Origin of the sequence: Bacillus cereus group sp. Bc010, from assembly GCF_027716745.1 — a bacterium.
Taxonomy (GTDB): Bacteria; Bacillota; Bacilli; order Bacillales; family Bacillaceae_G; genus Bacillus_A; species Bacillus_A pacificus.
Window position 1 is genome coordinate 1 of record NZ_JAQFUY010000043.1, and the last position, 17973, is coordinate 17973.

A 17973-nucleotide genomic window follows, 5' to 3' on the forward strand; every position below is an offset into this window, starting at 1 on the left:
CTAAAATAAAAATTGACGTTTCACGTTGTTTGTTTCGTTCAGTTTTCAAAGAACTACTTGGTCGCTCATTTGCGACTCCCTTATGTTAACATCTTCGTTTTTCGATGTCAACTAAGTTTTTCAATTTCTTTTTTGTCGTTTTCTGCGTTTCCGCATCAGCGACGGTTATTAATATATCATGGTGAAAAATGAAATGCAACACCTTTTATAAACTTTTTTCAAATTAACTACATTTCTTTTTTTATATCATATACTTAAACGAAATATCTCTTTCATTTCTAAGAGATTCCTACATATATTCTATATAAAGTCACTCTACCCAAAAACATTTCTTTCTATAATAAATGTTTTATTCATATACCATATCATACAAGGAGGAATACATATGGACTATACCGATTTATTAATTAAACTAGGTCTCTCGGCTATTTTAGGATTCGCCATCGGTTTAGAGCGCGAATTAAAACGGAAACCACTTGGTTTAAAAACATGCTTAGTTATTTCTATCATTAGTTGCCTCCTGACGATTGTTTCTATTAAAGCAGCTTACAATTTACCACATACTGATCATATGAATATGGATCCACTTCGACTTGCCGCTCAAATTGTATCAGGGATTGGTTTTTTAGGTGCTGGTGTTATTTTAAGAAGAGGAAACGATAGTATTGCAGGACTAACGACTGCCGCTATGATCTGGGGCGCATCTGGTATTGGTATTGCTGTTGGAGCTGGATTTTATATCGAAGCAATTTTCGGAATGTGTTTCCTTATGATTAGCGTTGAACTTATACCGTTAACAATGAAATTTGTAGGACCTAGGTCATTTCGTCAACGTGATATCGCAGTAAAACTTGTTGTGCGAAATATGGACAATATCCCGGTTGTAATTGAAGAAATAAAAGAAATGGATATAAAAGTGAAGAATATGAAGCTTAAAACGTTAGAAAATGGTTCTCACTATTTGCATCTTAAATTATGTATCGATCAAAAAAGACATACTGCTGATGTTTACTATGCTCTCCAGCATCTTGAAAGTGTTCAACAAACTGAAGTGGAAAGTATGTAACGTAAAACAAACTCTCTTTTCAATTAGAGAGTTTTTCTTTTTTCTATAATGGTAACAATGAATGTAGTCTTGCAAAGTAAGGAGGAATAGGCAATTGAAATCCCGTCCAAATTTAGTAGATACATTTCGTGATTCCATTATTTTTCGTTTAATTTGCTTTATTATTGTACTTACTGCTTTTTCCGGCTTTCTTATACATAGATTAGAACCATCCCACTTCACTACGTGGTTTGATGGAGTTTGGTGGTCAATCGTTACCATTTTCACTGTTGGCTACGGTGACTTTGCCCCTCATACACTAATGGGCAAACTTATCGGTATAGGTATTATTTTATTAGGAACCGGATTTTGTTCTTATTATATGGTGCTGTTCGCTACTGAAATGATTAGTAAACAATATATGAAGATTAAAGGAGAAGAAGCTGCAACTTCTAACGGTCATATGATTATCGTCGGCTGGAACGAACGGGCAAAGCACGTTGTAAAACAAATGCACGTATTACAGCCGAACCTTGATATCGTTTTAATTGATGAAACACTTTCTTTACTTCCAAAACCATTTCATCATTTAGAATTTATAAAGGGGTGCCCCCATCACGATCAAACGCTATTAAAAGCTAATATTACAACGGCTCACACTATATTAATAACAGCTGATAAAGAAAAAAACGAAAGCTTAGCGGATACACAGTCCATTTTAAATATTTTAACTGCAAAAGGGCTCAACCCAAACATTCACTGCATCGCTGAACTTCTTACTTCTGAACAAATACAAAATGCAACGAGAGCTGGCGTGTCAGAAATTATAGAAGGAAATAAATTAACGAGCTATGTATTTACCGCTTCTCTTTTATTCCCTTCCATTTCAGGTGTACTATTTTCACTTTACGACGAAATCTCTGATAATAAATTACAACTGATGGAGCTTCCCCCATCCTGCACTGGACAAACTTTTGCAAATTGTAGCTATACTCTTTTAAAGCAAAACATTCTCTTACTAGGTATAAAGCGCGACGAACAATATATAATTAACCCAGTTCATTCTTTTGTTCTCATTGAAAGCGACATACTCATTGTTATTCACCATTAGTAAAATGACGCTCTAGTTCCTGCATGAGCACTTTCCCAATATTGATATATTTTCTTTTTACATCTCCATCTGGATCTTTCGGCTCAGCAAATTGATCCAATCCACTCGTACCGGCTGTTAACGTATTTACATGATCATCTAGTTCGTCTTGATATACGTGCGAAAGAATATACGGCGTTTCAAGACGAACTATTACGCCTGGCACATCTAATTCACCATTCACCGCTGTAAATGGCACTCGCAGAAATTGATAGCCATCTTCTTCATCAATTTTATAATCAAAGCATCCTTTATCATAATCCCAATTGCCACCAATGCTATATCCGAGTGGCTTCATGATTTCTTCTAACTTATATAACGCATATGTACGTCCTTCTAAATTTGATTGAATCGGAATCAAGTCCATCCCTCCTAGACTTTTTCCTTAGCATACCCACTCTAGTTTGAATATACTGATGGACTTTTCGATGAAATAATAAAAAGCGGCCGGATCCGGCCGCTTTTTATTATTTTAAACGCTCTTCTAATTCTGCTTTTAATTCTTCAAATCCTGGTTTGCCAAGTAAAGCAAACATGTTTTTCTTGTATGCTTCTACTCCTGGTTGGTCAAATGGATTTACGCCTAATAAGTAGCCGCTCATCGCACATGCTTTTTCGAAGAAGTATACAAGGTAACCAAATGTGTACTCATTTAATTCAGGAATATTTACGATTAAGTTTGGTACTCCGCCATCGCTATGTGCAAGTAATGTACCTTCGTATGCTTTCGTGTTTACGAAGTCTACAGTTTCACCAGCAAGGTAATTTAATCCATCTAAATCGTTTTCTTCTGATTCGATTGTTAGTTCATGTGTAGGTTTACCTACTTTTAGAACTGTTTCAAATAAGTCACGACGACCTTCTTGAACGTATTGACCTAATGAGTGTAAGTCAGTTGAGAAGTTTGCTGAAGATGGGAAAATACCTTTTTGATCTTTTCCTTCACTTTCACCAAATAACTGTTTCCACCACTCAGCGAAGTATTGAAGTGCTGGCTCATAGTTAACAAGCATTTCAATTGTTTTTCCTTTATTGTATAAAGCGTTACGAACTACTGCATATTGGTAAGCTGGGTTTTCTTCTAGTTCTGATGTTCCGAAGTCATCATGACCAGCAGCTGCACCTTTCATCATCTCTTCAATATTTAAGCCACTCACTGCGATTGGTAATAAACCAACTGGCGTTAATACAGAGAAACGTCCTCCAACATCATCTGGAATAACGAATGTTTCGTAACCTTCATTATCAGCTAATGTTTTTAATGCACCACGCGCTTTATCTGTCGTTGCATAAATACGTTTGCGAGCTTCTTCTTTTCCATATTTTTCTTCTAACAACTTACGGAAAATACGGAATGCTAGTGCAGGCTCTGTTGTTGTACCTGATTTGGAAATAACGTTAATAGAGAAGTCTTTACCTTCTAATACATCCATTAAATCTTTCATGTAAGTGGAGCTAATGTTTTGTCCAACAAATAGCACTTGTGGAGTTTTACGTTGTTCTTTAGAAAGTGTGTTGTAGAAAGAATGGTTTAACATTTCAATTGCTGCACGTGCTCCTAGGTAAGAACCACCGATACCTACAACAAGTAAAATGTCAGAGTCATTTTTAATTTTTTCTGCGCATTTTTGAATGCGAGCAAATTCTTCTTTGTCATATTGAAGCGGAAGGTCTACCCACCCAAGGAAATCGTTCCCAGCTCCAGTTTTTTCGTGGATTGCGTGATGTGTTACTTTCACTGCATCACGTAAATAAGTGATTTCATGTTCACCGATGAAGGATAACGCTTTAGAATAGTCGAACGTTACATGTGTACTCATCTTTTTCCCTCCAATTATGGATATGTATTTCTGTATTCACTTTAGCGAAACTGAAGTTGTAAATCAAGCGATTAGCCAATTGTAAACGTAACCAATATATATTTTTTAAAAAAAGTTCATTTTTTGCATAAAAATTCGCATTTTTCGGTATAGATGTATATACATCCTGTTTCAAACATTTTTTATGTATAAAAACAACATAACTACACCATTCTATAAAAGAGTTAATTAACTCATCGCTTGCTCATGCTTCACAATTAAGGGGGGCTTTTCATGAGTACTTTGCAACGTATCGCATTAGTCTTTACTGTAATTGGCGCTGTGAACTGGGGCTTAATCGGTTTCTTCCAGTTTGACTTAGTGGCAGCCATTTTCGGTGGACAAAACTCAGCTCTTGCACGTATTATTTACGGCATCGTCGGTATTTCTGGGCTGATCAATCTTGGTTTACTCTTTAAACCATCAGAAAATCTTGGTACTCACCCAGAAACGAACGAAATTCGCTAGTCAGTATGTCCTTACTCACCTTCGACATACGAATATGATTGCATGCAATCATATTTGCAAATATATATCATAAGAAAAAGTAAAAGAGGAACGCTCATATGCGCTCCTCTTTTACTTTGTTAACTCGGACTCTTCAATCCATTCTGTTAGCTTTTCTCGCAGCGTATTAAATCCGTCCTTAGATGGATTCGGTATAAGAATCCGTCCTTGTTTTCTTTTCGCCGCTTTTAACGATAAACTCATTTTTCTGTGTTCTTCATCAATTGAAAGTACTTTTACTTCTACTGTATCGCCGACTTTTAAAAAGTCATGAATATCCTTTACATATCCATTTGTAATTTCTGATATATGCACAAGTCCTTGTGTTTCTGCATCTAACGCTACAAATGCACCGTAATCTTGAATCCCAGTCACTTTCCCTGTTACAACCACTCCTGTTGTATATTGTTCTGACATATGAAACACTCCCATACGTTTACCATTTTCTCTACAATTGTAGATAGCAAAGCAGATGATTTATTGTTAAATATCCGATTAGTTAATACATACCCTAAGTAAAGCTACTTGGGATACGTACACCTTATATTAGTAAATTATACCACTATGACAGAGCTCATTCAAAATTCATGAAAAAATTTCCTTAAGTAAGTATAATTCTCCAATATTAGGATAGAATACTAACACATGGCTTTCTAGTATTCCCCCCCTTTTATGGACAAAACGTATTGTGTTTTGTCCTTTTTTTATTCTCTATAAACCGCTCCATTCTCTTCATTGCTTCCATAAGCTGTTCAAGCGATGTTGCATACGAACAACGAATAAACCCTTCGCCACTTTCGCCAAATACACTTCCAGGTACAACAGCCACTTTTTCTTCTAATAATAACTGTTCTGCAAATTCCGCTGAAGATAGTCCGGTTGAAGAAATGGAAGGAAAGACATAAAATGCTCCGCCTGGTACATGACACGTTAATCCCATGTCATTGAAAGATGTCGTCATAAAATTACGGCGTTTCTTATAACTATCTCTCATCCGAATTACTTCATCATTCCCCGCACGTAACGCTTCAAGTGCTGCGAACTGAGACATCGTCGGTGCACACATCATAGAATATTGGTGAATTTTGAGCATTAATTCTGAAAAATGAACAGGAGCTGCAATCATACCAAGACGCCATCCTGTCATTGCAAATCCTTTTGAAAATCCCGAAATTAAAATCGTATGCTCGCGCATATTTTTAATACTCGCGAAACTTGTATATGCTTCGTCGTATACAAGTTCTGCATAAATTTCATCAGATAATACGATTAAATTGTACTTCTCAACAATCACTGCTATTTCTTCAAGCTCGGACTTGTTTAACATTGCACCTGTTGGGTTATTTGGTGAACAAAGTAAAATTGCCTTTGTCTTCGCTGTAATAGCTGCTTCAATTTGTTCTGGTTGTACTTTAAATTCATTTTCTAAAGTAGTCGCCACAGGAACTGGAACGCCTCCAGCTAATGTCACAAGCGGGGCATAAGAAACGAAACTTGGCTCAATAATGAGTACTTCGTCATCAGGATTTATAATGGCGCGCATCGCTACATCTAACGCCTGACTTGCTCCAACTGTAACAATGATTTCATCGTTTGGATCATAAGAAACTGCAAATTGTTTTTTTAGATACTTTGCTATTTCTTGACGGAGCTCCAATAATCCTGCATTTGCTGTATATGACGTATATCCTTGTTCTAAAGAACGGATACATGCTTGCCTCACATTCCAAGGTGTAACGAAATCAGGCTCTCCTACTCCAAGCGAAATAACACCTTTCATATTTGCTGCTAAATCGAAAAACTTTCGAATACCAGATGGTTGTAAAGATTCCGCTGCTCTAGATAGTTCAAATTGCTTCATGGTGTCACCACAATTCGCTTATCATCATCGTTTTTTTCATAAATAATTCCCTCATGTTTATACTTCTTCAAAATGAAATGCGTTGTCGTAGAAACGACAGATTCAATTGTTGCTAATTTCTCAGAAACAAACATCGCCACTTCTCCCATTGTCTTTCCTTCTAATGTAATAGAAAGGTCATATGTCCCTGACATTAAATACACAGATTTCACTTCTGAATAGCGATAAATTTGCTCAGCAACCGCATCGAACCCAACGCCGTGCTTTGGCGTAACTTTCACATCAATCATTGCCGTTAAACCTGTATGTTCTTTCACCTTCGTCCAATCGATATGTGTTACATAATCCACGATAATCTTTTCCGCTTCTAATTTTTCAACCATTTTCTTTACTTCTTCTACTTCTATATTTAACAGCTTCGCTAATGTATCTACAGTTAATCGACTACTTTTTTCAAGACAAGCTAATAATTCTAATTCTTTTTCTGTCACCATATAAATCATCCTTCCTTTTCGTTTGTGTCTAAATTATACAAATAGCCTTTCCAGTTTGAAAAGAAGATTTTTTTAGTGAATTATGTCAAAATAAAGTGAAACTTTAATCAGCGGAATGCTTCACCCCGCTGATTATTAGCCCGCACCAATCGGGCTTTTACGAGCAGTTGATCTCCCACCTCGCTTCTTTGTCTCAACCTTCTTTTTAGGTGGGAGTCTTACTGCTCGTTAAAGCGGGGTAAAGTGAAACTTTAATCAGCGGATAAATGCGTGATAAAGCGAAAGGGGATGGAACCGTGAAACCAAAAGTTTATATTGCTGAACCAGTTCCAACATTTGTAGAAAACTATTTATCAGAACACTGTGATTATGAAAAATGGGAGCAAAATGAGAAGGTACCTCGTGATGTTCTACTAGAGAAAATACAAGATAAAGATGGTTTATTAAATTTCGGATCTGCTATTAATGAAGAATTATTGGAGGCGGCTCCTAACTTAAAAGTAGTAAGCAACATTTCTGTCGGTTACGATAATTTTGATTTACAAGCGATGGAAAAGCGCAATGTCCTCGGAACAAATACACCTTACGTACTAGATGATACAGTAGCTGACCTCGTTTTTGCTCTTATGTTATCTGCTGGTCGTCGTGTTTGTGAACTCGACTCCTACGTAAAAAATGGTAAATGGAATGCGGAAATTGGAAAAGAGCACTTTGGGCTAGATGTACACCATAGTACAATCGGCATTATCGGTATGGGCCGAATTGGTGAAGCTGTTGCAAAACGAGCGAAATTCGGATTTGATATGGATGTTCTTTATTATAACCGTCGCCGAAAAGAAGAAGCTGAACAAAAATTCGATGCTACATATTGTCATTTACAGACGCTACTCAAACAGTCTGACTTTATCGTTCTTCTTACTCCATTAACAGATGAAACGTACCATCTTATCGGAGAAAAGGAATTTTCATTCATGAAAGAAACAGCTATCTTCATTAATGCTTCTCGCGGGAAAACAGTAGATGAAGAAGCGTTAATTCATGCGTTAACAGAAAAGAAAATCTTTGCAGCAGGCATCGATACTTTTACACAAGAGCCGATTCAAAAAGATAATCCGCTCTTATCATTACAAAATGTTGTGACCTTACCACATATCGGATCTGCAACATTAAAAACTAGGCAACAAATGGCTATGACCGCCGCTGAAAATTTAGTTGCAGCGTTACAAGGAAAAACACCGCCTAATATTGTTCGCGGGTAATACTGAATATACGAAAGGCAAGATGACATCGTCATCTTGCCTTTTTTTGTTAACATATTTTTTTCTGCCTTGGAAATGATATGAACAAAAATCAATGGAGTGACAAAAAATGAATCACGAATCTACTTGTCCTTATTTCACTTTTTCCACTCGCGGCACTACTGTTCATTACGAATTGTATGAACATGAAAATAAAACAGAACGTCCTACTTTCGTACTCGTTCACGGTTTTTTATCTTCCTCATTCAGCTACCGCCGTCTTATTCCTTTATTATCGAAAGAAGGCACAGTCATTGCTCTTGATTTGCCCCCGTTCGGAAAGAGCGATAAGTCTCATCTATTTAAGTATTCTTATCATAATTTAGCAACGATTATAATCGATTTAATTGAACACTTATCTCTCTCAAACATTGTGTTAGTTGGACATTCTATGGGCGGCCAAATTTCACTTTACGTAAACCGTATACGTCCTGAATTAATTTCAAAGACAATTTTACTATGTAGCTCTAGCTATTTAGCACGCGCAACTTTACCTTTACTGTACTCTTCTTATTTACCGTTCTTTCATTTATACGTAAAGAATTGGATTATACGGCGCGGCATTGTTCATAACTTAATGAATGTCGTTCATGATCATTCATTAATTGACGATGAAATGAAGGCAGGTTACTCTGCTCCTTTTTATGACAACCGTATATTCCCCGCTTTAACTCGTATGATACGAGATCGTGAAGGTGACTTATCTTCAACTGAATTACAAAAAATCGAAACACCTACTCTACTCATTTGGGGTGAAAAAGATCGGGTCGTCCCTGTACATGTAGGTCATCGTCTGCACAAAGATTTACCGAATTCGAAATTTATTTCTTACGAAAATACAGGGCATTTACTACCTGAAGAAAAACCGGAACATGTTTATGAAGAAATTATCGCTTTTTCTGCGCAATAATATCAAAAAGGCTGTCGGAAATTCCGACAGCCTACAATGAACAACTTCCGCCTTCTTTTATTACAAGTAATTCCACAGCTAACTTCTCACATTTTTCAAGCGCAGGTACTTCCTCAAAAGACATAAAGTATATATGTTGAATCTTCTTTGCGATGTATTTTGAATCATCAAACACACTTGCGACGTTCACAACATCGCTCGCTTCTGTTTCATAAAACTCCGGTCCCATTTGAAACGGATCCCAATTCTTCACAACCTCTATCATCTTTTCATATGTACCCATTCGCTTCCCGCCTTTTCACTTTTTAATACTTTTCTTTATCCTATCACATCAGCTATTCTATAAGAAGAGAGAGAACTTTCATAACTTAACGGTTTTACAGAAGAAGGGAGCAAACTTATGCAACTATTTCATAAAGCAGTCAATCGCCGTGGAACTCATAGTACAAAATGGGATACATATAAAAACGAAGAACTTATCCACGCGTGGATTGCTGATATGGATTTTGAAGTACCTCAACCAATTCAAACTGCTTTAAAGCAACGTATCGAGCATCCTATTTTCGGCTATACACTTCCTCCCGAAAATATTGGCGATATTATTTGTAACTGGACAAAAAAACAGTACAACTGGGATATTCAAAAAGAATGGATTGTCTTTAGCGCCGGAATCGTTCCAGCTCTTAGTGCGAGCATACAGGCCTTCACAAAGGAAAACGAATCCGTTCTCGTACAACCACCTATTTATCCCCCATTTTTCGAAATGGTCACAACAAACAATAGACAATTATGCGTAAGTCCATTACAGAAACACAATGATACATATGCGATAGACTTCGAACATTTAGAAAAGCAATTTCAACAAGGCGTCAAACTTATGCTTCTTTGCAGTCCTCACAACCCGATAGGGCGTGTTTGGACGAAAGAGGAATTAACAAAGCTTGGATCTTTATGTACAAAATATAATGTAATCGTTGTCGCAGATGAAATTCATTCCGATATTATTTACGCAAATCATACACATACACCGTTCGCTTCTTTATCTGAAGAACTAGCAGCGCGCACGATAACTTGTATGGCTCCAAGTAAAACATTTAATATCGCTGGATTACAAGCATCGATTATTATCATTCCAAATGAAAAACTCCGTCAAGCCTTTACATCTATCCAATATAGACAAGGCTTCCACGGATTAAATACATTTGCCTATACAGCGATGGTAAGTGCCTATACAGAATGTAACGATTGGCTAAATGAAATTCGATTATATATAGAAGATAACGCTAAGTTCGCTTGTGAATATATGAAAGATCACATACCTGCTCTTTCCGTAACGAAGCCAGAAGGTAGCTTTTTGTTATGGATTGATTGCTCTCGCCTACAGCTTTCTCAAGATGAGCGCACTAAATTGCTCGAAGAAAAAGGAAAAATTATTGTTGAACCTGGTGAGAAATACGGATTAGGCGGCGAAGAACATATTCGAATTAACATCGGCTGTCCAAGGTCTGTTTTAGAAGAAATTTTAAATAGGCTGCGCCATACGTTTTCATAATAAGAAAGGAGGCTATTTTGGACAGCCTCCTTTGTCATATTTTGTCGGTAAGTCGATATATTTTAAAAATCGCCGATATATTTTGAGTTACGGTCGATATATTCCAATAATCGCCGATATATTTTCACTTACACTACAAAAAAGCTACCGCGCACGGTAGCTTTTACTTTTTCTTCATATCCGACGCTTTTTTTACAATAACCCCACAAGCAATTCGATCACCTGATTTACCTGTCGGTTGTGTCATACCATCATCAGCATTTTCTGTAATAATAATAGACGCTCCATCTTTTCTATGAATCGTCGTTTTCCCTTCTTCAAGCGTTATATGTGGCGCATCAATTTCTGCTTTAATTTTCCCGGAACCGTCTGCAATTACGTTCGGTAAATCACCGTTTTCTGCACCCTTCGGATTAAGGAGTCCATGCTTTTTATTATCAGGGTTAAAATGATTCCCAGATGATTCAAAACGCGGTGCTTTACACTCACCAATTTCATGTACATGTATGCCGTGTGGGCCAGGTGTGAACCCTTCCCCTTTAATCTTAATTTTTACTCCGCTTGTTTGCTGCACTACTTTCGCAGTCCCCACTTCATCACCTGAAGCATTATGTAATTTCACGTCAATTTCTTTCGGCTTTCCTTGGTCACAACCTGCCATCAGAAATAGTAAACAACAACTGAAAAAAAGCCGTTTTTTCATTTTATTCCCTCCAAAATACATTCTGCCCTTAGATTGTCCGAGCATAGAGGGAAACATACAAAAATGAGTTACTGTTTCTTTTCAGCTAACAGCTTTTCTTCAACTTTCTGTAATCGATCTGCTTCTCGTTTTGATACACGAATGAACATACGCCACGTGGCAACCGCACCGATAATAAATAGAACACAAACAATCCCTGGAATAATATATTCTGTTTTATCTTCCGGAAAATATAATGGCATCATATAAATCACTCCTTATTATAGGATTCGCAAAACATCAGAATTTTCTGTTATATTATTTTAAATTATAGTGGAACCTATCCACATTCTCAAGGGGGCATTCCGAATGCGAATGATTTCTTTGACTCCTTCTCCTACTTTCCTTACTATAAACTTGAGGTGAAAAATATGAGAGAAACATTTGAAATTGGCGAAATCGTTACTGGTATTTATAAAACGGGAAAATACATTGGCGAAGTTACAAATAGCCGCCCTGGCAGTTACGTCGTAAAAGTATTAGCTGTTTTAAAACATCCGGTGCAAGGTGACTTACATAACGTAAAACAAGCTGACGTACCATTTTTCCACGAAAGACGTGCTTTAGCTTTTCGTGAACAGACGAACATTCCAGAGCAAATGGTGAAGAAATATGAAGGAGAAATTCCAGATTATACAGATTCACTCAAATTAGCATTAGAAACTCAAATGAATTCATTTTCTGAAGATGATTCACCTTTTGCAGTTCGTAGTCTAGAAACATTAGAGCAATTAAAAAAAGACTACAAACTTTAAAAAAACAAAACGACCAAATTACATACTGTGCAATTTGGTCGTTACTGTGTACTCACTTTCTTTAACACTTTTGAAAAATCAACGAGTTCCCCTAATGTTGGAGGTGCTGGTTTCACTAAATACTCTTTATCTTTTTCTACTAACTTAAAAATATTATACGTCGTCATCGCATCATCTAGCGCACAATGATGCTTACCCGTCCCTACTTTTCCATACGCCTCAATTGCTTTCCACAGTCCTGTTTGATTTCTCTCACCAAAAAACTTCTTATACTCAAGTGATAAATCACGACACTGTCCTTGGAAAGGAAAATCTACTCCCGCTTTTTCACAATTATGCTTCAACACTTTCATATCCATATTTCCCCACGTAACAATGGTCGGTTTACATCTCTTTTCATATTCTGCAAGTTTTTCAACGAGTTCTGGAAACGAAATTCCTTTATCTACGACTTCTTGTTTAATCCCTAAAAACTTCTTACATCGATCCGTTAAAGATGGAAAAGTTTTCGGCCTAACATGAGCTGAATACGTATCTTCTACCTTACAGCCAACAACCGAAACGAGTCCTACCTCAATAATCTCCGGGAAAAATCCTTTTGGTTTTTTTCTGTGCTGGGGCATCGTAAACTCAAAATCCAAAAATAAAAATTGTTGTTCATTCATACGATCCCTTCCTTATCATCTTTGTCATTCCTTTCTATTTGACACTCCTACACGAACAAGCTCGAATGCTAATTCCATTTTAAATATTCAGATTGGATGTATCTTATATATATGTCAAATGCCCGCAAATATTTTTAAAAATAAGAAAAAGTAACCTTTGCAGAAAATATAACAAAATAAGCCCTTTCATTTACATCCGACATTTTTCTACTTTATAATGACGTTATGTGTGTTTCATCTAGTTAATTTTTGACACACTAAGAAAAGTGAATGAAAGGAGATGAGAGTTTTGCACGAAACAACGCAAGAGCTCGCAAACTGGCAGTATTATTTTGCTATCGCAGTCTTTTTAATTACATATGCCATTATTATTTCTGAAAAAATTAATCGCGCTGTCATCGCACTTCTTGGTGCAGCACTCATGGTAATTATGGGGGTTGTTGATTTACACAATGCCTTTACGAAACATATTGAATGGGGGACGATTACACTACTCATCGGTATGATGATTTTGGTGAACATTACGAGTAAATCGGGCGTCTTCCAATACGTTGCCATTAAAGCAGCAAAAGGAGCGCAAGGAAATCCAATTAAAATTTTAATTTCACTTTCCTTACTTACTGCACTTGGTTCCGCGTTTTTAGATAACGTTACAACTGTACTTCTTGTTGTTCCAGTTACTTTATCTATTACGCGCATACTGCAAGTAAATCCTGTTCCTTATTTACTTTCTGAAATTATTTTTTCAAACATCGGGGGAACAGCAACATTAATTGGTGATCCACCTAACATTATGATTGGTTCTGCCAATAAGCATTTAGATTTCAATGCTTTCTTGCTAAACTTAGCGCCAATCGTAATTATTATCATTGGTGTGACAGCGACAATCCTTTACTTCATGTACCGCAAACAATTAATCGCTGATCCTGTACAAGTTAAAAAATTAATGAGTTTAGATGAAAAACAATACATTAAAGATCCAGTATTAATGAAAAAGTCTTTAACAGTACTTGGACTTACAATTGTAGGTTTCATGACCCATTCCATTTTCCACGTCGATGCAGCTATCATCGCTTTAACTGGTGCTACTGTACTTATGTTAATCGGTGTAAAAGAACATGAAATTGAAGAAGTATTCGCAAGTGTAGAATGGGTAACAATCTTCTTCTTCGCAGGACTATTCGTACTCGTTGGAGGACTTATCGATATCGGTCTTATTAAAATGTTAGCTCAAAAAGTAATTGGCATAACAGGCGGAGATATTTCTTACGCATCTATCCTTATTTTATGGGTATCTGGTATCGCCTCTGCAACGATTGATAACATTCCATTCGTTGCAACAATGATTCCTCTTATTAACGATATGGCTGTCGGATTAGGTTTATCACCTGCTGACGCGCAAATCGACGTATTATGGTGGGCATTAGCATTAGGTGCTTGTCTAGGCGGAAACGGAACATTAATCGGCGCTTCTGCTAACGTAATCGTTGCAGGTATCGCAAGCCGAGAAGGACATAAATTTAGCTACATGGACTTCTTAAAAGTCGGTTTCCCAATTATGATCGTTTCATTAATCATTTCTCATATTTATATTTATGTACGCTACCTTATGTAGCACAAAAAGCGCCCTGCTTTCAGGGCGCTTTTTCTATCTCAAATATTACATATACTACTCGTTATACCTCACCGGCTCATTTCGAATAATGAACAAGTGAATCGGCAAGAACACCGAAAATGTGATGACATGAATAATTGTAAATAATATAGAGTTCGTTCCATATCTGTCTAAGATAGCGTAGATGAGATAAATGGACAACACAATCGATACAGCTGTTGCTAGTATACTTATAATTGGTACGAAATTAAAAATGAAACACGCGACATATATGCCGAATACTTTCCATCCTGCTTCTTCTTTCAAGAAATCTGGTAATTTATCTTTTGCTAAATCGCCCCATGTTTTACTATTTATAAAAGGAATAAAAGCAAGAACCCCATCCGTTGCACCATCATTTTTCGCCATCGTATACAGTGCAAAAGCCGTTAACAAATACGAAATAATTGCCCAAATTATGATAACAAGAATAAACGCAAAACTAAGAGCAAAGAAACCTGCTAGTACGCCTTGATCTTCCATCTTATCCTCTCCTCTCTACTTTCAACATATTTCGTTACATGGCAAGTTATGTTTTAAAATTCAACCAAACTCTCTGTATAATGAAATAAGCAAGATAATAAGAGAGGAGAATGTACTTATGCACCCATTTGTAAAAGCATTACAAGAGCACTTCATAGCAAATCAAAACCCAGAAAAAGCAGAACCGATGGCACGTTATATGAAAAATCACTTCCCGTTTCTTGGTATTCAAACTCCCGAGAGAAGACAATTATTGAAAGACGTCATTCAAATACATACTCTCCCAGACCAAAAAGACTTCCAAGTTATCGTACGTGAGCTTTGGGATTTACCAGAACGAGAATTTCAGGCAGCCGCACTCGATATGATGCAAAAATATAAAAAGCATATAAACGAAACGCATATCCGCTTCTTAGAAGAACTCATTGTAACAAAATCTTGGTGGGACACTGTCGATAGCATCGTCCCTACATTTTTAGGTACTATTTTTTTACAACATCCAGAATTGATTTCTGCCTATATTCCAAAATGGATTGCATCAAATAACATATGGTTACAACGCGCCGCTATTTTATTCCAGCTAAAATATAAACAAAAGATGGATGAAGAACTTCTTTTTTGGGTTATTGGACAACTACATTCTTCGAAAGAATTTTTCATTCAAAAAGCGATTGGATGGGTACTTCGCGAATATGCAAAAACAAAGCCCCATGTCGTTTGGGAATACGTGCAAAATAACGAGCTTGCCCCGCTCAGCAGGCGTGAAGCAATTAAGCACATTAAAGAAAATTACGGAATAAATAACGAAAAAATAGGCGAGACTCTATCGTAGATAGACGCGTTCCTCTATTGAGATTTAAAAAAGAACGTGTTAGAATATGTTCATTATTATTAATATAAGTAGCGATGACGGACTTATAAGTACTTGCACAAAAAGCGATTCAGGGATAGTGAAAGCCTGAAGCCGCAAGGAAACGGCAGTCTCGAGCAATACGTGATAAAGTGGATGCACCTTTTGTGTATCAACTAGGGTGGAACCGCGGGCAAACGCTCGTCCCTAGGCAATAAGGCCTTGGGATGAGCGTTTTTTTATGTTTTTTAAAGCATATACTGCTCGTTTCACAAGTTACCTGAGCACGTCATCGCCAATACGTTAACTTTCAAAAGGAGGATTTTATTATGTATTCAATGGAACAAGTAGTAAACTTAGCGAAACATCGCGGTTTCGTTTTCCCTGGTTCTGAAATTTACGGTGGTCTTGCAAACACTTGGGATTACGGTCCACTTGGAATCGAATTAAAAAATAACGTTAAAAAAGCTTGGTGGAAAAAATTCATTCAAGAATCCCCATACAACGTTGGTTTAGACGCAGCTATTTTAATGAACCCAAAAACTTGGATCGCTTCTGGTCACGTTGGTAACTTCAACGATCCAATGATCGACTGTAAAAAATGTAAAGCGCGTCACCGTGCTGACAAATTAATTGAAGATGCATTAGATGCAAAAGGCATCGAAATGGTTGTTGATGGTCTTACTTTCGACCAAATGGCTGACTTAATGAAAGAACATGAAGTAAAATGTCCTGATTGCGGTAGTGAAGAATTCACTGAAATCCGTCAGTTCAACTTAATGTTCAAAACATTCCAAGGTGTTACAGAGTCTAGCACAAACGAAATCTTCCTTCGTCCAGAAACAGCACAAGGTATTTTCGTAAACTTCAAAAACGTACAACGCTCTATGCGTAAAAAGCTTCCATTTGGTATTGGCCAAATCGGTAAGAGCTTCCGTAACGAAATCACGCCTGGTAACTTCACATTCCGTACACGTGAATTCGAACAAATGGAACTTGAATTCTTCTGTAAGCCTGGTGAAGATTTAGAGTGGTTCGCATTCTGGCGTGAAACTTGTAAGAACTGGTTACTTTCACTTGGTATGACTGAAGAAAGCATGCGTCTTCGTGACCACGGTGAAGAGGAATTATCTCACTACAGTAACGCGACAACTGACATTGAATTCAAATTCCCATTCGGTTGGGGCGAACTATGGGGCGTTGCATCTCGTACAGACTTCGATTTAAAACGTCACATGGAACACTCTAACGAAGACTTTAACTATATTGATCCACAAACGAATGAACGTTACGTACCATACTGCATCGAGCCATCTTTAGGTGCTGACCGCGTAACATTAGCATTCTTATGTGATGCATACGAAGAAGAGCAATTAGAAAACGATTCTCGTACAGTTCTTCGTTTCCACCCTGCTTTAGCACCATACAAAGCAGCTATCTTACCATTATCTAAAAAGCTATCTGAAGGTGCTACTGAAGTATTTGCAGAACTAGCTAAAGACTTCATGGTAGACTTTGACGAAACTGGTTCTATCGGTAAACGTTACCGTCGTCAAGACGAAATCGGTACACCATTCTGTATCACTTACGACTTCGACTCAGTTGAAGACAAAGCTGTTACAGTACGTGACCGTGACACAATGGAACAAGTTCGTATGCCAATTAGCGAACTAAAAGGTTTCTTAGAGAAGAAAATCCAGTTCTAATTATAAGAAAAAGAGGCTGCTCTAATGAGCGCCTCTTTTTTTACTTTTCACGTTTTTCTTTAATTGCTACTGTACATCTTGAAATACATAATAAATCGTCATTCTCATCAATGATACGTACATCCCAAACCATCGTTGAGTTTCCTCTATGTATCGGTGTTCCGATCGCTGTTACAATTCCATCTTTCTTTGAGCGAATATGATTTGCATTAATTTCTAGACCGAAACAGATGCATTTTTCTTGATCAATTAAATTGTATGAACCGACACTTGCTACTGTTTCCGCCAACGCAACAGAAGCACCACCATGTAAAAATCCAAATGGCTGATGCGTACGCTCATCTACGGGCATCGTAGCAACCACCTTATCTTCTGTCATCTCTAACAACTCAATTCCAAGTGAATCCATTAAAGTTTTTGCCATATCGTTTCCCCCTTCTCT

Annotated in this window: 21 protein-coding genes; 10 read left to right on the forward strand and 11 right to left on the reverse strand. The window is 37.1% G+C overall.

What is annotated here, in order from left to right:
• Positions 1–385 precede the first annotated feature (385 nt).
• A complete protein-coding gene (locus tag PDQ68_RS25705) occupies positions 386–1066 on the forward strand; it encodes an MgtC/SapB family protein (protein WP_000386681.1) in 681 nt (226 codons plus the stop codon).
• Positions 1067–1160: 94 nt separating this feature from the next.
• Complete coding sequence (locus tag PDQ68_RS25710) at positions 1161–2156, forward strand: ion channel (protein ID WP_061183244.1); 996 nt, start codon at positions 1161–1163, stop codon at positions 2154–2156.
• On the opposite strand, the gene PDQ68_RS25715 is transcribed toward PDQ68_RS25710, so the two are convergent.
• Positions 2143–2556: a YugN-like family protein gene (locus PDQ68_RS25715; protein WP_000612336.1), complete on the reverse strand. Its 414-nt coding sequence runs from the start codon at positions 2554–2556 to the stop codon at positions 2143–2145. The genes PDQ68_RS25710 and PDQ68_RS25715 overlap by 14 nt on opposite strands.
• 106 nt (positions 2557–2662) lie before the next feature.
• Positions 2663–4015 (reverse strand): glucose-6-phosphate isomerase, encoded by a 1353-nt coding sequence (locus PDQ68_RS25720; RefSeq protein WP_000103652.1) that lies wholly within the window; start codon positions 4013–4015, stop codon positions 2663–2665.
• A 273-nt stretch (positions 4016–4288) separates the two neighbouring features.
• Between PDQ68_RS25720 and PDQ68_RS25725 the strand changes: the two genes are divergently transcribed.
• Entirely contained in the window at positions 4289–4522 is a 234-nt protein-coding gene (locus PDQ68_RS25725; RefSeq protein WP_000105788.1) for a DUF378 domain-containing protein, read from the forward strand.
• Positions 4523–4633: 111 nt separating this feature from the next.
• Here PDQ68_RS25725 and yugI read toward each other — a convergent pair whose 3' ends face one another.
• The 3 genes from yugI to PDQ68_RS25740 all read right to left on the reverse strand — a co-directional run bounded on the left by yugI (position 4634) and on the right by PDQ68_RS25740 (position 6916).
• Complete coding sequence (gene yugI / locus PDQ68_RS25730; protein ID WP_000003767.1) at positions 4634–4978, reverse strand: S1 domain-containing post-transcriptional regulator GSP13; 345 nt, start codon at positions 4976–4978, stop codon at positions 4634–4636.
• 253 nt (positions 4979–5231) lie between these two features.
• Positions 5232–6422 carry an aminotransferase gene (locus PDQ68_RS25735; protein WP_016718788.1) on the reverse strand — a complete coding sequence of 397 codons (1191 nt, stop codon included), beginning with the start codon at positions 6420–6422 and terminating at the stop codon, positions 5232–5234.
• Positions 6419–6916 carry an Lrp/AsnC family transcriptional regulator gene (locus tag PDQ68_RS25740; RefSeq protein WP_000255706.1) on the reverse strand — a complete coding sequence of 166 codons (498 nt, stop codon included), beginning with the start codon at positions 6914–6916 and terminating at the stop codon, positions 6419–6421. The genes PDQ68_RS25735 and PDQ68_RS25740 overlap by 4 nt, the downstream gene beginning before the upstream one ends.
• A gap of 266 nt (positions 6917–7182) precedes the next feature.
• On the opposite strand from PDQ68_RS25740, the gene PDQ68_RS25745 reads away from it, so the two are divergent.
• Together PDQ68_RS25745 and PDQ68_RS25750 are read left to right on the forward strand one after the other, a co-directional pair.
• Complete coding sequence (locus PDQ68_RS25745) at positions 7183–8175, forward strand: 2-hydroxyacid dehydrogenase (RefSeq protein WP_061183243.1); 993 nt, start codon at positions 7183–7185, stop codon at positions 8173–8175.
• A gap of 109 nt (positions 8176–8284) precedes the next feature.
• Entirely contained in the window at positions 8285–9124 is an 840-nt protein-coding gene (locus PDQ68_RS25750) for an alpha/beta fold hydrolase (RefSeq protein WP_001015187.1), read from the forward strand.
• A 31-nt stretch (positions 9125–9155) separates the two neighbouring features.
• Here PDQ68_RS25750 and PDQ68_RS25755 read toward each other — a convergent pair whose 3' ends face one another.
• A complete protein-coding gene (locus PDQ68_RS25755; RefSeq protein WP_000537636.1) occupies positions 9156–9407 on the reverse strand; it encodes a YugE family protein in 252 nt (83 codons plus the stop codon).
• A 117-nt stretch (positions 9408–9524) separates the two neighbouring features.
• Here PDQ68_RS25755 and PDQ68_RS25760 point away from each other — a divergent pair, with 117 nt between their 5' ends.
• Positions 9525–10676 carry a MalY/PatB family protein gene (locus PDQ68_RS25760; protein ID WP_061183242.1) on the forward strand — a complete coding sequence of 384 codons (1152 nt, stop codon included), beginning with the start codon at positions 9525–9527 and terminating at the stop codon, positions 10674–10676.
• 163 nt (positions 10677–10839) lie between these two features.
• Here PDQ68_RS25760 and sodC read toward each other — a convergent pair whose 3' ends face one another.
• Positions 10840–11379 (reverse strand): superoxide dismutase [Cu-Zn], encoded by a 540-nt coding sequence (gene sodC, locus PDQ68_RS25765; RefSeq protein WP_000746511.1) that lies wholly within the window; start codon positions 11377–11379, stop codon positions 10840–10842.
• A gap of 68 nt (positions 11380–11447) precedes the next feature.
• Entirely contained in the window at positions 11448–11624 is a 177-nt protein-coding gene (locus tag PDQ68_RS25770) for a hypothetical protein (protein WP_000982762.1), read from the reverse strand.
• A gap of 165 nt (positions 11625–11789) precedes the next feature.
• On the opposite strand from PDQ68_RS25770, the gene kapB reads away from it, so the two are divergent.
• Complete coding sequence (kapB, locus tag PDQ68_RS25775; RefSeq protein ID WP_001209341.1) at positions 11790–12173, forward strand: kinase-associated lipoprotein KapB; 384 nt, start codon at positions 11790–11792, stop codon at positions 12171–12173.
• 41 nt (positions 12174–12214) lie between these two features.
• Here the strand turns inward: kapB and kapD are convergent, their stop codons facing one another.
• Positions 12215–12838, reverse strand: coding sequence for a 3'-5' exonuclease KapD (gene kapD / locus PDQ68_RS25780; protein WP_001005369.1), 624 nt, complete (start codon positions 12836–12838; stop codon positions 12215–12217).
• A 289-nt stretch (positions 12839–13127) separates the two neighbouring features.
• On the opposite strand from kapD, the gene PDQ68_RS25785 reads away from it, so the two are divergent.
• Positions 13128–14453, forward strand: coding sequence for an ArsB/NhaD family transporter (locus tag PDQ68_RS25785; RefSeq protein WP_000545225.1), 1326 nt, complete (start codon positions 13128–13130; stop codon positions 14451–14453).
• A gap of 54 nt (positions 14454–14507) precedes the next feature.
• On the opposite strand, the gene PDQ68_RS25790 is transcribed toward PDQ68_RS25785, so the two are convergent.
• The gene (locus tag PDQ68_RS25790; protein ID WP_000390059.1) at positions 14508–14975 is read right to left on the reverse strand and encodes a hypothetical protein; all 468 of its coding nucleotides are present in this window, start codon (positions 14973–14975) and stop codon (positions 14508–14510) included.
• A 118-nt stretch (positions 14976–15093) separates the two neighbouring features.
• Between PDQ68_RS25790 and PDQ68_RS25795 the strand changes: the two genes are divergently transcribed.
• Positions 15094–15807: a DNA alkylation repair protein gene (locus tag PDQ68_RS25795; protein ID WP_061183241.1), complete on the forward strand. Its 714-nt coding sequence runs from the start codon at positions 15094–15096 to the stop codon at positions 15805–15807.
• A gap of 347 nt (positions 15808–16154) precedes the next feature.
• Entirely contained in the window at positions 16155–17531 is a 1377-nt protein-coding gene (locus tag PDQ68_RS25800; protein ID WP_000287154.1) for a glycine--tRNA ligase, read from the forward strand.
• Between the two features lie 40 nt (positions 17532–17571).
• Here PDQ68_RS25800 and PDQ68_RS25805 read toward each other — a convergent pair whose 3' ends face one another.
• A complete protein-coding gene (locus tag PDQ68_RS25805; RefSeq protein ID WP_001140611.1) occupies positions 17572–17955 on the reverse strand; it encodes a hotdog fold thioesterase in 384 nt (127 codons plus the stop codon).
• Positions 17956–17973: the final 18 nt, after the last annotated feature.

Bases quoted from the DNA above. Each gene is read 5' to 3' on its own strand.
- PDQ68_RS25705 (WP_000386681.1), top strand. From the start codon at position 386: ATGGACTATACCGATTTATTAATTAAACTAGGTCTCTCGGCTATTTTA.
- PDQ68_RS25720 (WP_000103652.1), bottom strand. From the start codon at position 4,015: ATGAGTACACATGTAACGTTCGACTATTCTAAAGCGTTATCCTTCATC.
- PDQ68_RS25725 (WP_000105788.1), top strand. From the start codon at position 4,289: ATGAGTACTTTGCAACGTATCGCATTAGTCTTTACTGTAATTGGCGCT.
- yugI (WP_000003767.1), bottom strand. From the start codon at position 4,978: ATGTCAGAACAATATACAACAGGAGTGGTTGTAACAGGGAAAGTGACT.
- PDQ68_RS25735 (WP_016718788.1), bottom strand. From the start codon at position 6,422: ATGAAGCAATTTGAACTATCTAGAGCAGCGGAATCTTTACAACCATCT.
- PDQ68_RS25740 (WP_000255706.1), bottom strand. From the start codon at position 6,916: ATGGTGACAGAAAAAGAATTAGAATTATTAGCTTGTCTTGAAAAAAGT.
- PDQ68_RS25745 (WP_061183243.1), top strand. From the start codon at position 7,183: ATGCGTGATAAAGCGAAAGGGGATGGAACCGTGAAACCAAAAGTTTAT.
- PDQ68_RS25750 (WP_001015187.1), top strand. From the start codon at position 8,285: ATGAATCACGAATCTACTTGTCCTTATTTCACTTTTTCCACTCGCGGC.
- PDQ68_RS25755 (WP_000537636.1), bottom strand. From the start codon at position 9,407: ATGGGTACATATGAAAAGATGATAGAGGTTGTGAAGAATTGGGATCCG.
- PDQ68_RS25760 (WP_061183242.1), top strand. From the start codon at position 9,525: ATGCAACTATTTCATAAAGCAGTCAATCGCCGTGGAACTCATAGTACA.
- sodC (WP_000746511.1), bottom strand. From the start codon at position 11,379: ATGAAAAAACGGCTTTTTTTCAGTTGTTGTTTACTATTTCTGATGGCA.
- PDQ68_RS25770 (WP_000982762.1), bottom strand. From the start codon at position 11,624: ATGATGCCATTATATTTTCCGGAAGATAAAACAGAATATATTATTCCA.
- kapB (WP_001209341.1), top strand. From the start codon at position 11,790: ATGAGAGAAACATTTGAAATTGGCGAAATCGTTACTGGTATTTATAAA.
- kapD (WP_001005369.1), bottom strand. From the start codon at position 12,838: ATGAATGAACAACAATTTTTATTTTTGGATTTTGAGTTTACGATGCCC.
- PDQ68_RS25790 (WP_000390059.1), bottom strand. From the start codon at position 14,975: ATGGAAGATCAAGGCGTACTAGCAGGTTTCTTTGCTCTTAGTTTTGCG.
- PDQ68_RS25795 (WP_061183241.1), top strand. From the start codon at position 15,094: ATGCACCCATTTGTAAAAGCATTACAAGAGCACTTCATAGCAAATCAA.
- PDQ68_RS25800 (WP_000287154.1), top strand. From the start codon at position 16,155: ATGTATTCAATGGAACAAGTAGTAAACTTAGCGAAACATCGCGGTTTC.
- PDQ68_RS25805 (WP_001140611.1), bottom strand. From the start codon at position 17,955: ATGGCAAAAACTTTAATGGATTCACTTGGAATTGAGTTGTTAGAGATG.